Annotated in this window: 14 protein-coding genes; 7 read left to right on the top strand and 7 right to left on the bottom strand. The window is 75.1% G+C overall.

Going from position 1 to position 12,874, the window contains the following annotated elements; all coding sequences use genetic code 11:
* Window positions 1-17: 17 nt before the first annotated feature.
* From F593_RS30800 to F593_RS0107050, 3 genes are read left to right on the top strand one after another with little or no spacing between them, the layout of a single operon-like run.
* Window positions 18-1,163 carry a carboxylate-amine ligase gene (locus tag F593_RS30800; protein ID WP_169449168.1) on the top strand — a complete coding sequence of 382 codons (1,146 nt, stop codon included), beginning with the start codon at window positions 18-20 and terminating at the stop codon, window positions 1,161-1,163.
* A gap of 55 nt (window positions 1,164-1,218) precedes the next feature.
* Window positions 1,219-2,244, top strand: coding sequence for an iron-containing redox enzyme family protein (locus tag F593_RS0107055; protein ID WP_245540786.1), 1,026 nt, complete (start codon window positions 1,219-1,221; stop codon window positions 2,242-2,244).
* Complete coding sequence (locus F593_RS0107050; RefSeq protein WP_022928055.1) at window positions 2,241-2,477, top strand: CDGSH iron-sulfur domain-containing protein; 237 nt, start codon at window positions 2,241-2,243, stop codon at window positions 2,475-2,477. Before F593_RS0107055 ends, F593_RS0107050 begins: the two co-directional genes overlap by 4 nt.
* Window positions 2,478-2,561: 84 nt before the next feature.
* Here F593_RS0107050 and F593_RS23175 read toward each other — a convergent pair whose 3' ends face one another.
* Genes F593_RS23175 through F593_RS0107035 form a run of 3 tightly spaced genes read right to left on the bottom strand, consistent with a single transcriptional unit; the run spans window position 2,562 to window position 6,035 of the window.
* Complete coding sequence (locus F593_RS23175; protein ID WP_022928054.1) at window positions 2,562-4,451, bottom strand: CheR family methyltransferase; 1,890 nt, start codon at window positions 4,449-4,451, stop codon at window positions 2,562-2,564.
* Complete coding sequence (locus F593_RS23170) at window positions 4,448-5,560, bottom strand: chemotaxis protein CheB (RefSeq protein ID WP_022928053.1); 1,113 nt, start codon at window positions 5,558-5,560, stop codon at window positions 4,448-4,450. Before F593_RS23170 ends, F593_RS23175 begins: the two co-directional genes overlap by 4 nt.
* A gap of 10 nt (window positions 5,561-5,570) precedes the next feature.
* Window positions 5,571-6,035 (bottom strand): hypothetical protein, encoded by a 465-nt coding sequence (locus F593_RS0107035; RefSeq protein ID WP_022928052.1) that lies wholly within the window; start codon window positions 6,033-6,035, stop codon window positions 5,571-5,573.
* 62 nt (window positions 6,036-6,097) lie between these two features.
* Here F593_RS0107035 and F593_RS0107030 point away from each other — a divergent pair, with 62 nt between their 5' ends.
* Window positions 6,098-6,520: a Na-translocating system protein MpsC family protein gene (locus F593_RS0107030; protein ID WP_022928051.1), complete on the top strand. Its 423-nt coding sequence runs from the start codon at window positions 6,098-6,100 to the stop codon at window positions 6,518-6,520.
* A 51-nt stretch (window positions 6,521-6,571) separates the two neighbouring features.
* On the opposite strand, the gene F593_RS23165 is transcribed toward F593_RS0107030, so the two are convergent.
* Window positions 6,572-7,348, bottom strand: coding sequence for a SigB/SigF/SigG family RNA polymerase sigma factor (locus F593_RS23165; protein ID WP_022928050.1), 777 nt, complete (start codon window positions 7,346-7,348; stop codon window positions 6,572-6,574).
* A gap of 325 nt (window positions 7,349-7,673) precedes the next feature.
* Between F593_RS23165 and F593_RS0107020 the strand changes: the two genes are divergently transcribed.
* Both F593_RS0107020 and F593_RS0107015 read left to right on the top strand, forming a co-directional pair.
* Entirely contained in the window at window positions 7,674-8,561 is an 888-nt protein-coding gene (locus F593_RS0107020; RefSeq protein ID WP_022928049.1) for an HAD family hydrolase, read from the top strand.
* A gap of 272 nt (window positions 8,562-8,833) precedes the next feature.
* Complete coding sequence (locus F593_RS0107015; protein ID WP_157251634.1) at window positions 8,834-9,217, top strand: Na-translocating system protein MpsC family protein; 384 nt, start codon at window positions 8,834-8,836, stop codon at window positions 9,215-9,217.
* Window positions 9,218-9,235: 18 nt separating this feature from the next.
* On the opposite strand, the gene F593_RS23160 is transcribed toward F593_RS0107015, so the two are convergent.
* The gene (locus tag F593_RS23160) at window positions 9,236-10,021 is read right to left on the bottom strand and encodes a SigB/SigF/SigG family RNA polymerase sigma factor (RefSeq protein ID WP_169449167.1); all 786 of its coding nucleotides are present in this window, start codon (window positions 10,019-10,021) and stop codon (window positions 9,236-9,238) included.
* A gap of 271 nt (window positions 10,022-10,292) precedes the next feature.
* On the opposite strand from F593_RS23160, the gene F593_RS23155 reads away from it, so the two are divergent.
* On the top strand, window positions 10,293-11,153 hold the full coding sequence (locus F593_RS23155; protein WP_022928046.1) for an adenylate/guanylate cyclase domain-containing protein: 861 nt from the start codon (window positions 10,293-10,295) through the stop codon (window positions 11,151-11,153).
* 77 nt (window positions 11,154-11,230) lie between these two features.
* Here the strand turns inward: F593_RS23155 and F593_RS0107000 are convergent, their stop codons facing one another.
* Entirely contained in the window at window positions 11,231-11,743 is a 513-nt protein-coding gene (locus tag F593_RS0107000) for a hypothetical protein (RefSeq protein WP_022928045.1), read from the bottom strand.
* A gap of 34 nt (window positions 11,744-11,777) precedes the next feature.
* Window positions 11,778-12,728 carry an SDR family oxidoreductase gene (locus tag F593_RS23150; RefSeq protein ID WP_022928044.1) on the bottom strand — a complete coding sequence of 317 codons (951 nt, stop codon included), beginning with the start codon at window positions 12,726-12,728 and terminating at the stop codon, window positions 11,778-11,780.
* Window positions 12,729-12,874 lie beyond the last annotated feature (146 nt).

The raw sequence follows: 12,874 nt of genomic DNA, 5'->3' as shown, positions 1-12,874 counted from the left end.
CGGGGTACGTACCCGGCGTGTCGATCGCCACACGCCCCGGACACGCCGCCTTGGCGGAGGAGCTCCGCGCGTGCTTCTCCCGGCCCGGCGAGGCCCTCGTGGGGATCGAGGAGGAGCTCATGCTGCTCCACCCCGAGACCCTCGACCTGCTGCCGCGCGTGGCCGACGTCGTCGGCGGTCCCGACCCCGACGAGCGCCTGCACCTCGAGCTCCCGGCGTCCCAGGTCGAGATCGTGCTCCCTCCGGCCGGCCGCATCGACGACGCGGTCGAGGAGCTCCGTGACGCCCGCTCCTCCCTCGCCCGCCGCGCGGGCGACATCGGCCTGCTGGCCGGCGCCGGCGGCCACCCCTTCGCCGCCCTCGAGGGCGTCCTCAACAGCGGCGAGCGCTACGAGGAGATGGAGCGGGAGTTCGGGGCGATCGCCCGTCGGCAGCTCGTCTTCGGACTCCACGTGCACGTGTGCGTGCGCGGCGCCGACCGCGTCGTCGCCGTCCACGACGCCCTCCGCTCCTACCTGCCCGAGCTCGCGGCCCTCGCCGCCAACGCCCCGTTCCAGGCCGGCCGGGACAGCGGCCTCGCGTCCGTGCGGCCCACGCTGAGCGGCCTGCTTCCCCGGCAGGGCGTGCCCCCCGCGCTGGGATCCCTCGACGCCTTCGCCGCCGACCTCGAGTGGGGCGCCCGCGCCGGACGGGTCCCCGGACCGCACCGCTGGTGGTGGGAGCTGCGTCTGCACCCCGTCCACGGCACGATCGAGGTGCGGGTCTGCGACGCCCAGGCCACCGTGGAGGACACCCGCGGGGTCGCCGCGGTCGTGCGGGCGCTGGTGCACTGGCTCGCCGAGCGCCACGACGCGGGGGACGACCTGCCGGTCGCGAACACCTGGCGGATCGTAGAGAACCGCTGGCTCGCGGCCCGGGACGGCCTGGACGCGGAGCTCGCCGACGTTGAGACGGGCGAGGTGCGCCCCGCCCGCGAGCGCTGGGAGGAGCTGCTCGATCTCCTGGCCCCGACGGCGGCCCGGCTCGGCGATGCCGCGGCCTTCGCGTCGGTCCGCGCGCTGCTCCGCGACGGCGGTGGCGCGGCCCGTCAGCGGGCGGCCGCCGACGGCGACGCCCACGCCGCCACGCGGTGGCTCGCCGACCGCTTCGGGTCCCCTCACTGACGAGGCCGGCGGAGATTGCGTCGCGGCGGCCGCGGGTATCTGCGCTGCCGTGCCCGTGCTTCCCGTTTCCCGTGGTCCGCTGAGCGCCGCGCTGCTGGCCGCACTCTCCGGCCCGGCCCCCGGACTCGACGACGCGGAGGCGCTCCGCGACGTCGCGGTCCCGTCCCCCGCCGACCCGTTCGCCGACGAGGACCTGCAGCTCGCGCTCTACTGCGCCTACGAGCTCCACTACCGCGGCCTCGACGGGGTCGACGCCGCCTGGGAGTGGTCGCCCGCCCTCCTCGCGCTGCGCGGCCGCATGGAGGCGGTCTTCGAGGCGGGCCTGCGCGCCCTGGTGCCCGACGTCGGGCCGGCGCCGAGCGCCGAGGACGTAGACCTGGCGATCCGCGAGATCGCGGCGGAGGACGCCCCGGGGCTCTCCCAGTACCTGCAGCGCAGCGCGACGATCGACCAGTACCGCGAGGTGCTCGTCCAGCGCTCGGCCTACCAGCTGAAGGAGGCCGACCCGCACTCCTGGGCGATGCCCCGCCTGTACGGCGCGCCGAAGGCCGCGCTCGTCGAGATCCAGGCCGACGAGTACGGGGGCGGTCGCCCGGAGCGGATGCACGCCCGCCTCTTCGCCGACACGATGGAGGCCCTCGGCCTCGACAGCGACTACGGCGCGTACCTCGACCGGATCCCCGCGCGGGCCCTGTCGACGGTCAACCTGATGTCGTTCTTCGGCCTGCACCGCCGCTGGCGCGGCGCGATCATCGGACACCTCGCGCTCTTCGAGTCGACGTCGTCGATCCCGAACGGCCGCTACGCCGCGGGCCTGCGGCGACTGGGGCGCGACGACGAGGCCGCGGTCGCGTTCTTCGACGAGCACGTCGAGGCCGACGCGGTGCACGAGAACCTCGCGACCGTCGACATGGCGGGCGGGCTCATCCGCCAGGACCCGTCGCTGGCCGGCGACGTGCTCTTCGGCGCCCGCTGCCTGGCGGAGCTCGAGGGCGCGTGGACCGGCGAGGTGCTGGCCGCCTTCGAGGCCGGGCGCTCGTCGCTGCTGCACCCCCTCGAGCGGACGCCGGTGGCCGCGTGAGCGACGAGACCCGCATCACCGCCTACCGCGACGGCCCGCTCGTCGTCCGGGGGCCGTTCCGGCTCGAGGACCAGGACGGCGGCGAGATCGACCCGGGCCGCGAGGTCGTCGCGCTCTGCCGCTGCGGGCGCTCGCGGATCCGCCCGTTCTGCGACGGCTCGCACAAGCTCGTCCGCTTCAGCGCGCCGAGCACCCGCGAGGACCGGCGCATCGCCGCCCGTCCCGCCGACTGACCCGGCGCCCCGGCCAGCCCGGCGGGTCCGCACGGTCCAGGATCTCCGCCCCGCCCGCGCCGCGGGTGGCGCGGTCCGACGCGGTCAGACCGCCTGCGCGTCACCCACGAAGGGCAGCTCGCCGGCGCCCTGCTGCTCGGCCATCAGGATGATGGCGCCGCGCAGGCCGTGGCTGGCGGTCCGCAGCGGCAGCGTTCGGACGACGCAGGTGAAGGACCGCCCGCGGCGGTCCACGGCCTCGACCACGGTGTTCGTCCCGTCGCCGTCCTCGTCGGTGATCGCGCGCCGCAGCGGCTCGACGATCCGGTCCACGGGCAGGCCGAAGTCGAGGGAGACGAAGGGCCGGCCCGCGACCTCCGCCGGCCGCAGCCCCCACAGCTCCTCGCTCCAGGCGTTCCAGATCTCGACCCGCCCGTCGCGGTCGACGACGACGATGCCGACGCCGAGGCTGCGCAGGATGCCCTCGAGGAACACGTTGACCGTGCCGAGCTCGCGGGCGCGCGAGTTCTGCTCCTCGTTCATCGCCTCGAGCTCGTCGTTGGTCGAGTGGAGCTCCTCGTTCATCGTCTCGAGCTCCTCGTTCGTCGACTGGAGCTCCTCGTTCGTCGTCTCGAGCTCCTCGTTCGTCGACTGGAGCTCCTCGTTCGTCGTCTCGAGCTCCTCGACGGTCGACTGCAGCTCCTCGTAGGCGGTCTCGAGCTCACGGCGAGCGCGCCCGTAGTCCTCCTCCAGGCGCACGACCGCGGTGACGTCGGACAACGTGATCGCCGCGCCGACGGGCGTCCCGCGGTCGTCCGGTACGGGCGTGACGAGGATGTCGAAGGTGCGGTCCTGCGTCAGCGGAGGCCACGGCTCGGCCCGCAGCTCCACGGGCGTCGCGGTCTCGTACGCACGCTCGATGGCGGAGCGGACGTCGCCCAGGCGGTACGAGATCTCGAGGTCCTGGAAGAGTCGACCGACGTCGGCCGGCGCCAGGCCGAAGGTGCCGCGGGCCCCCGCGTTGATGGCGACGACGAAGCCCGTGCGGTCCACCACGATCTGGGGGACCGGGGAGAGCGCGGCGGCGTCCGTGCGCAGGTCGGGCCGCAGCGGCGTGCCCGCCGGACCGCCCGTCAGGGAGCCCTGTGCGAGGCGATCCCGGACGCCGTGCCGCGGCACCTTGCGGAACACTCGGCGCTTCAGGTCCTCGGAGAGGAAGAGGTCGGCGTGCGTGATGAGCATCTCCGACTTGCCGAGGAACAGCACGCCGTCGGGCGCGAGCGCGAAGTTGAAGCGCTCGAGGATCCGCGCCTGCGTCTCGGCCGTGAAGTACATGAGGACGTTGCGCGAGACGAGCAGGTCGACGCGCGAGATCGGCGCGTCCTGCACGAGGTCGTTGCGCCCGAAGATCACGTGGCGGCGCAGGTCGGGGCGGAACGCCCAACCGGCGGGCCCGCGCTCGAAGTACCGCTCCCGCAGCTCCTCGGGGACCGCCTCGACCTGGTCGTCGCGGTAGACCGCCTGCCGGGCGGCGTGCAGCGCCTCCTCGTCGATGTCGGTCGCGTAGACCTTGACCCGCCGGCGGAACGTCTCCTCGCCCAGCGCCTCGGCCAGCACCATCACGACGGTGTAGGCCTCCTCGCCCGAGGCGCAGCCGGCGCACCACACGCGCAGCGGGCGCCCGTCCGGGACCGCGGCGAGCACGCCGGGGAGGATGTCGTCCCGCAGGTGGGCCCACGCATCGGGGTCGCGGAAGAACCCCGTGACGTTGATCAGGATCGTGTTGAAGAGCTGGGTGAACTCGCGCGGGTCGACCTCCAGCCGGTCCTGGTAGGCCGCGTAGTCGTCGACGTCGACCGCGGCCATGCGCTTCTGGATCCGCCGCTGCAGCGTCGGACGCTTGTAGCCCGTGAAGTCGAAGCCGCGGTGCTCGTGCAGGAACGTGAGGAGGCCCTCGAGACCGTCGTCCCGTGCGCCGTCGTCGCGGGGGCTCACGCGCCGTCCGCCGTCCGCAGGTCGCGCCCGCCGACCCCGTCGGCGGGCATCGCGCCGGCGCGCAGGAGCGTGCGGCGCAGCGCGCGGGCGTGGTCGTCGGCCTCGGCCGCACGCTCCTCCAGCCGCGATCCGGCGCTGCCGCCGGTGCGCCGTGCGACGCGCCGCAGCAGGTCGGCGCGCTCCTCCAGCGCCCGCAGGGCGGACCACAGCGTGATCTCGAGCGCCCGGCCCTGCTCCTGCAGCATGCTGTCGCGCGAGAACGCGTGGCCCACGTGGCAGACGTACCGCGCCGGGTCGTCGCCCGTCTCCCAGATCGCTCCGCCGCAGTCGGGGCACGTCAGGCCGGACAGCTCGCCCCGCGTGAGGTCGTCCTCGACGGGGTCGCGTTCGACGGCGTCCGGCGCGCCGGCCGCCCCGTGCGCGACGTCGCCCCGGAGCCTCTCCAGCGGCTCGTCGAGCAGGGCGCAGACCGCGTCGGCCAGGGCGGCGGCCGGGACAGTGCGGTCGACGGGTCCCGCGGCAAGCGCGGCGCTCGGCATGCCGGGGTGGAGCGCGTCCTCCGGGTCCTGCACCACGGTCGCCCCGCCCTCGTCGTGCACGAACCGCAGGCCGGCGGCCCCGTCGTCGAGCAGGCCCGACAGGACGACGCCGATCGTGCGCCCGCCGTGGGCCCGGGCCGCCGAGCGGAACAGCGGGTCGATGGCCGGCCGGTGCCCGTTCTCGCGCGGGCCGCGGCTCAGGCGCACGTGCCCGTCGTGGACGAGGAGGTGGGCGTCGGACGGCGCGACCAGGATCTCCCCGCGACGCAGGGGCGCGCCGTCCGTCGCGGCGGCCGCGGGCAACGGGCCGGCACGGTCGAGGATGTCGGCCAGCACGCTCCGGCCGGTCGCGGGGACGTGCAGGACCACGAGGACGGCGGCCGGCAGCTCGGGCGGCAGCCCGGCGACGAAGGTCTTCAGGGCCTCGACCCCGCCTGCCGAGGCGCCGACGACCACGAGGTCGCGCTGGCCCGGACCGGCCGGCGCCGCCACGGGCCGGCCCGCCGGGGCAGGCGCGGCGTCGTCCGCGAGGGTCGGTGTCGAAGGCGTGGCGATCGACGTCCGGTGCACCCGTCGCACCCTACGCGCGTCGCGGTGCCGTGTGCGCGTGCGACGCCTCGCCGCCGCGCCCGCTGCCCGCGACCGTCCGTCGCCGACGCTCGTCCTGCAACCGCGCCAGGACCTCGGGGGTGGCGGGACGCAGCGCCCGGATCCGGGCGGCCTCCTCCCGGACGGCCCGAGCCTGCGCGCGGGCCTGCTGCCCCTGGGCCCAGACCGCGCGCGAGCCCTCGACCTGGTCGCGGGACGTGGAGCGGGCGGCGGCCCCGCGGCTGGCGTAGCGGCTGCCCTCGGCGCCCCGGCGGCGGTCCGTGTCCGCGACACCCGCCGTCGCCTCCCGCGACCGTCCGCCAGCGGCGGACTCCTGTGCCATACGGGCCACGGCGGCCTCGCGGACGTACTGCGCGACGCTCGTGCCCTGCTCCTCCGCCGCGCCGGAGAGCGCGCGCCAGAGGTCGGAGCCGAAGCGGATGGTCGTCTGGTGCATCAGGGCCCCTCTGGTGACGAAGCGATATCGCCCACGATATCGCCACCCGCTAGGCTGCGGGTATGTCCGAGGCGTCAAGCTCCCCGCTCCCGTTGCGGGAGCCCGCTCCGGAGCCCGCCGAGGCGGGGCGCACGTCGTCCCCACTCCTGGAGATCTCGAACGCCATCGTGGCGCTGCACAAGCGCCACTACGGCAAGGGTCCGACGAGCGCGAAGACGTACATGGTCGGTGAGCTCGTCGTGGTGCTGCTCAAGGGCGGCTACACGCAGGTCGAGCGCACGCTGTACCTCGAGGGGCTCTCCGAGGCCGTGATGGTGCAGCGCCGGGCGTTCCAGGACGCGATGCAGGACCGGTTCCGCCACGTCGTCGAAGAGGCGACGGGGCGCGAGGTGGTCGCCGTGATGAGCAGCAACCACCTCGAGCCGGACCTCTCCTGCGAGACGTTCGTGCTCGGCGACGACGCCGCGGCGGACCCCACCGCCTGAGCGGCCCGACGCACCGCGCCACGCCGGCCTCAGCCCGGCTCCCCGCGGCGCTCAGGCCGTAAGGGCCTGCCGGTCCGCCTCCGGGAGCTCGTGGCCCGGACGGTCCATCTCCGCGCGCATCCGGCCCACCGCCCGGCGCAGCAGGCGCGAGACCTGCATCTGGGACACGCCGATCTCCTCGGCGATCTCGCGCTGCAGCCGGTCGCCGACGAACCGCATCCCGACGATCTTCCGGTCCCGAGCGTCGAGCCCGCGGCACGCGGCGCGGACGACGAGCCGGTCCTCCGCGGTCCGGTAGCCGGCCTCGACCTCGCCGACGGCGTCCCCCGCGACGTGCCCGTCGCCCGTGGGCCCGTCCAGGGAGAGCGTCGTGTGTGCCCGCCCGCCACGCATCGCCTCGCGGATCCGCTCGGATGGCTCGCCGAGCTCCGCGGACAGCTGCTCGACGGTCGGCGTGCGCCCCGTCTCGGCCGACATCCGCGCGGAGGCCTCCTCGACCCGGGCGTCGAGCTCCTGCACGCTGCGCGGCACGTGGACGGTCCACGAGTGGTCGCGGAAGTGGCGCTTGATCTCGCCCGTGATGGTCGGCACCGCGTACGACACGAAACGGTGGCCCGCGTCGTCGTCGAAGCGATCGATCGCCTTCAGCAGCCCGAGGCAGCCGACCTGCACGAGGTCGTCCAGCGCCTCCCCCTTGCCCGCGTAGCGGCGGGCGAGCGAGCGGACCAGCGGCAGCCCGTGCTCGACGAGCTCGTCGCGGGCCGCCAGGTCGCCCGACCGGTGATAGCGGCGCAGCAGCACCGCGTCCCGGCGTTCGCTGGTGTACATCGGTCCTCCCGGGTGCTTGAGCGTGCGGGTCGCTCGCGCGGGAGGCCGGCGGGGACGGACCTCCTGCCGCAGGGCGAAGCCCAACGTCATGTCCGCTGCCGCTCCGGTGAACGAGTCCGGACCGCCCCGTGGACCACCCGTCCCGCCCGCGTCGAGCGGGGCCGTTCGGCCCGGAGCCGACGACAGCCGGCACCGCCCGAACCTACCACCGGCGAGCGGCCGGATGTGAGCGTCCGCGGGGCCGACGAGGGTGACCTCGGGACGGGCGCGCACGCCGTCCACTTCACCGTTTCTCCGCCCTTCGTATCGGGTACCGAAGGGCACCTTGTCCTCCGCCGCCGCCCTTCCGCCCGGCGAGCGCACCGCGAAGGCGTCGCGCTCCCGCTCCGCACCGGGGACCCCCATGGGTCCTCTGGATCCGCTCGACCCGCCGAGCCGGCGGGGACGTCGCGGTGGACGCCGCCGGCGGCCGGAGTGCACGGTCTACCTCGACCTCGACGGCACGCTCGTCGAGCCGGACGGCCGCATCGTCCCCGCCACGCTGCAGGCGCTGGCGCTCGTGCGCGAGCGCGGCTGGCGACCCGTGCTGCTCACGGGCCGCTCGCGGTGGGCGGCCGACGCCGTCGCACGTGCCCTGGGCGTCGACGACGTGATCAGCGAGCTCGGCGCCGTCGTCAGCGTGGGCGAGCACCTGGAGCTCGCGGCCCCGGAGGCCGTGCCGTTCCCACGCGAGGCGCTGCTGGCCGCACTGCCGAGCCGGCTGACGGAGGAGCACGCGCCCGGCACGCCCCGGATGTCCGGGCTCGTCCTGCGCAGCGCGCTCTCGGCGGCGGAGATCACCGACGAGCTCCACGGACGCGGCCTACGGGGCTGGTGCTGCATCGACAACGGCGCGAGCCACGCGCCGCTGGCGGGCGGCCGGCCGGCACGCGTGCTGCACGTGCTCCCGTCCGGGGTCGACAAGGCCACCGGCATCCGGCTGCACCTGCAGCTGCGGGATCTGCGTCCGGACGAGTGCGTCGTCATCGGCGACTCCCCCGCGGACCTCGGCTGCCGCGACGTGATCGCGCGGACGGTGCTCGTCCGCTCCGACGACGCGACGGCCGTCGAGGCGGCCGCCTCCGACGGCGTCCCCGTCACCGACGCCCACGGCGCGAAGGGTGCGCTCGAGGCGATCCGGACCCTGACCGCGGAGCAGCTCGGGCCCGTCTGACACGGGGGCGTCGGTCGGCGCCGTGTTGGCGACGCCGACCGCTCACCACCCAGCCCCTACCCGACGGCGGCCCGCCGATGCGCCCTCGGGCGATCGGTGTGCGTCCGCCGGGCGACGCGCGAGATCCGCGGGCGCCGGGCGCCGCGCCCGGCAGCGCCGGGCGCAGGAGACACGCGGGCGTGCCCTAGACTGCCCCTGCGCGTCGGCCATCGTCCCCCGCGGACGTCGCGCAGCACCGATACAGGCGTCCCCCACGCCTACGCCACCGACCCGTGCACCCATCGATGTCCGACAGCCCGCTGCAGGCGATCTCCAACGCCATGGCGCAGATCTACAAGAACCAGTTCGGCCGCGGCCCGACGAAGGTCAAGACCTACTTCGCGGGGCCCGACGCCGTCGTGTGCGTCCTCGAGGACACGCAGACCCCGGCGGAGCGCCGGCTGGTCGAGCTGGGCGAGTACCAGCGCCTACGTGACGTGCGCCTCTTCTTCCAGTACGCCACGGAGGCCGATCTCAAGCGTCCCGTCGAGGAGGCGACGGGCCGCCGCGTCCGCGCCTTCATCTCCGGGATCGACACGCAGGCCGACGCGTCGGCCGAGATCTTCCTGCTGGAGGGGGACGACGGCTCGGCCGCGTCCTCCGCTCCCGCCGCCTGAGCGCCGGGCGGCGGCCGCTCAGGCCGCCAGCGCCAGCGTCTCGATCGCAGCCGGCTCGGACGCCGCCGCGAGGTAGTCGTGCATCTTCTCGAGCGCCGAGGCGAGGATGCGCGAGACCTGCATCTGCGAGATGCCGAAGCGGTCGGCGATCTCGCGCTGCAGCTGCTCGTCGAAGTAGCGCAGGACGACCATCTCGCGCTCGCGGTCGTCGAGCGCCGAGATCGCGTCCATGACGAGGCTCCGGCGGTCGACCGCCGCGTAGGCCGCGTCGTCCGCGCCGAACAGGTCGAGCGCCTCGCGCGTCTCGCCGGCCGGGTGGTCGAGGGACAGCGAGCGGTAGCCCTGGCCGCCGATCATCGCGTCGGCGACCTGGCGCTCCGGCACGCCGAGGCGCTTGGCGAGCTCCTCGACGCCCGGCTTGCGCCCCGACTTCTGGGCCATCTGGGCGCTCTCCCGCGAGATCTTCGCGTCGAGCTCCTGCACGGAGCGCGGCACGTGGATCGACCAGCAGTGGTCGCGGAAGTGGCGCTTGATCTCGCCCGTGATGTTGGGTGACGCGAAGGCCACGAAGCGCGTGCCGGCGTACGGGTCGAAGCGGTCGATCGCCTTGACGAGGCCGACGGATCCCGCCTGGACGAGGTCGTCGAGGTCCTCCCCGCGACCGCCGTAGGGCCGTGCGAGGGCCCGCACGAGGGGCATGCCACGCTCGACCATGCGGTCGCGAGCTTCGTGATCGTGGTGATCGTGGTACCGGCGAAGCAGCTGCATATCGAGCCGCTCGCGACGATCGTGGAGATCGGACATACAAGCCTCCGGCGTTGCCGCCGTAGGTGACGTGGCCGATGCGCGCCAGGGGAACACCGTTCCATCCCAGGGGCGACGCATCTGATCCTTCGTCTTGCGGGTCGCCGTGATCACTGGACCACTCGCGCTCGTCTCCGGCCGTGAGACCCGTTCAGGATCTGGACCGTGGAATCGCGCTGCGACGACCTACACAGCTTCAACCTAGCAGGTCGGGAGGGGGCTCCGGGAGCGGATCCGGTCCGTCGGCGGCCACCTGTGCGATCTTCCCCGCGTGGACGACGCACGCCGAGCGAGCCCCGACGAGGACGCACCGGGCGCCGAGATCGGGCGGACCGACCACGAGCCGTGGACGCGGCGCGTCGCCGCCCGGACCCGCACCGTCGCACGGCGCGCCCGGGAGCTCAACGAGCACGAGGCCGTGCTGGAGGCGCTCTCCCGCGCCCGCCGTCGCCTGCCCGGCGACGACCGCTTCGGCGACGCGCTGTCCGTGGCAGACCAGGCGCGCGACCCCACCCTCACCCGCCGCATCGCCCGCCTGGCGGGGCAGCGCTCGGGCGGCGCCGTCCACGAGCTCGGGCTCGGGGCGCTGCAGGTGTGGCAGGCCGCGGCGGAGCGCAGCGGGCGCGGCCGCGGGAGCGTCGACGTCACGATCGCGTTCACCGACCTCGTCGGGTTCTCCGCGTGGGCGCTCGAGGCCGGCGACGAGGCCACGCTGCTCCTGCTGCGCGAGGTCGCCGGCGCGCTCGAGCCGGCCGTGGCCGAGCACCGCGGCACGGTCGTCAAGTGGCTCGGCGACGGGATGATGGCCGTCTTCCGCGAGCCGATCGACGCCGTGCGGGCGGTCGAGGCGGGCCGCGATGCGCTGGGCAGCATCGAGATCGCCGGCTACGCCCCGCGGATCCGCGCGGGCATCCACGTCGGCCGGCCGCGCCGGGTCGGCGCGGACTACCTCGGGGTGGACGTGAACATCGCCGCACGGGTGGCGCAGGCCGCGGGGACGGACGAGCTGCTCGCCTCGGACGCCGCGCTGGACGCGTTGGGCCCCGACGTCGTCGAGGCGCGGCGCCGCAAGCGGTTCCGGGCCAAGGGCGTGCCGCCCGAGCTCGGTGTCCACGCGGTCCGCAGCGCGTAGCGCCCGGGCGCCGCGGGTCCGGGCCGCGCCGACCGCGGCCGCCGGGGCAGGGGTCGGGGGTCGGCGCCGCGTCGGGCTCAGCGCGGGCCGGACGGCTCGTCGGGCGCCGCCGGAGGCCGTGCGGGCGGCTCGGGCTCGCCGAGGAGCTCCGCCTCGAGCTCCACGGCGGCCACGGCCGTCCCGCGTCCGCGGGTGCGCCGGCGGAGGGGGTGGACCACGCGGCCGGCGATGCGGTCGATCTGGTGCAGGGACTGGCTCATCCCGCCGACCTGATCCTCCATGCGGTCGACGGATGCGTACATGGCGTCGACGGAGCCGCGCAGGTGCACGACGTCGGGCGGCAGGCGCGCGATCTCCGCCTGGAGGTCCTCCACCGCGCCGATGACGTCGCGGATGTCGCCCCGCATGCCGCGCATGTCGTCCCGGACCTCGTGCAGCACGGCGAGCTCCTCGCGCAGCAGCGCGATCGACTCGGGCAGGGTGCGCAGCCCGCGCTCGAGGGCGACAACCGCCTCGAGCGCGGCCTCGATCCGCGGCAGCAGCTGGGGCAGCAGCGACGGGAGGCCGATCTGGGGCACGGGGACGCGCATGGGCAGGGGGCAGCCTAGACGCGGCCGACGCGGGTCAGGCGCTCGTCGTCGCCCGCTTCGCGGCGGCGCGCTCCGCCACGACCTGCTCGTGCCCGCCGGCCGCGACGGTCGTCGCGCCGAACGAGCGCCCGAGCGCGCGGACCTCCTCCTCCATCCGCGGCACCATCGTCTTCGCCTCGTGCTTGAGGAGGACGTCGCTCATCGGGCTGATGACGATCGTGCGCAGCGCCTGGAACCACGCGAGCGAGCGGGGCACGTAGATCCGGCGCTTGCGACCGGCGATGCCGTCGGCGAAGCGCTCGGCGCACTCCTCCACCGACGTGGTGCCGCCGAGCGGGCCGGGCAGCTTGGAGCGGGCCTCGCGGAACGCCCCGAGGTCCTTCTCGACGTCGCGGACGAGGTCGGTGTCGATCCAGCTCGGGTGCGCCGAGCCGACGCGCACGCCCTTGTGGGCGACCTCGAGCCGCAGCACGTTGGCGAACGCCTCGGCGCCGGCCTTCGACGCGCAGTAGGCGGCCATGCCGGGCAGGACCGTGAAGGCGGCGAGCGAGGCGACCACGAGCACGTAGCCCTTGCGCTCCTCCACGTGCGGGAGCGCGGCGCTGACCGTGCGGATCACGCCGTTCAGGTTCACGTCGACCGTGCGGACGAGGGCGTCGGGGGGATTGACGGCGACCGTGCCGTTGTTCGCGACGCCGGCGTTGGCCATCACGACGTCGATGCCGCCGAGCGCCTCGACCGTGCCGCGGACCGCCGCCTCGATCTGCTCCTGGTCCGTGACGTCGGCCTCGAACCACGCCGCCTTCGGCTGCGGCGCGGTGCCGCCGCCGTTGAGCTCGTCGGCCAGGTCGCGCAGGCGGTCGGGCTCCATGCCGACCAACGACACCCGTGCGCCGCGGCGGACCAGCACGCGGGCGGTCTCCGCCCCGATGCCGCGCGCGGCCCCCGTGATCAGCACGACCTTGCCCTGTACGCTCTTCGCCATCCCGGCAGGCTACTGCACCGTAGGTTCACGTGGGACCGCGCCGGGCCGGGGCCCCTACTGGCCGGTAGGCCCCGTCGTCCTGGGCGGCACCCCCGCGCTCGGCGCGGTGCGGCGGCGAACGGGCGGACACCGCACAGTTGGTTGAC

Origin of the sequence: Patulibacter americanus DSM 16676 (assembly GCF_000420025.1) — a bacterium.
GTDB lineage: Bacteria > Actinomycetota > Thermoleophilia > Solirubrobacterales > Solirubrobacteraceae > Patulibacter > Patulibacter americanus.
Note: the sequence above shows the minus strand (reverse complement) of the source record. Positions and strands in the feature narration are given on the sequence as shown.

Excerpts from the sequence above, each read along its gene's own strand:
- F593_RS0107035 (WP_022928052.1), bottom strand. The coding sequence starts at position 6,035 with ATGCACCAGACGACCATCCGCTTCGGCTCCGACCTCTGGCGCGCGCTC.
- F593_RS0107030 (WP_022928051.1), top strand. The coding sequence starts at position 6,098 with ATGTCCGAGGCGTCAAGCTCCCCGCTCCCGTTGCGGGAGCCCGCTCCG.
- F593_RS23165 (WP_022928050.1), bottom strand. The coding sequence starts at position 7,348 with ATGTACACCAGCGAACGCCGGGACGCGGTGCTGCTGCGCCGCTATCAC.
- F593_RS23160 (WP_169449167.1), bottom strand. The coding sequence starts at position 10,021 with ATGTCCGATCTCCACGATCGTCGCGAGCGGCTCGATATGCAGCTGCTT.
- F593_RS0107000 (WP_022928045.1), bottom strand. The coding sequence starts at position 11,743 with ATGCGCGTCCCCGTGCCCCAGATCGGCCTCCCGTCGCTGCTGCCCCAG.
- F593_RS23150 (WP_022928044.1), bottom strand. The coding sequence starts at position 12,728 with ATGGCGAAGAGCGTACAGGGCAAGGTCGTGCTGATCACGGGGGCCGCG.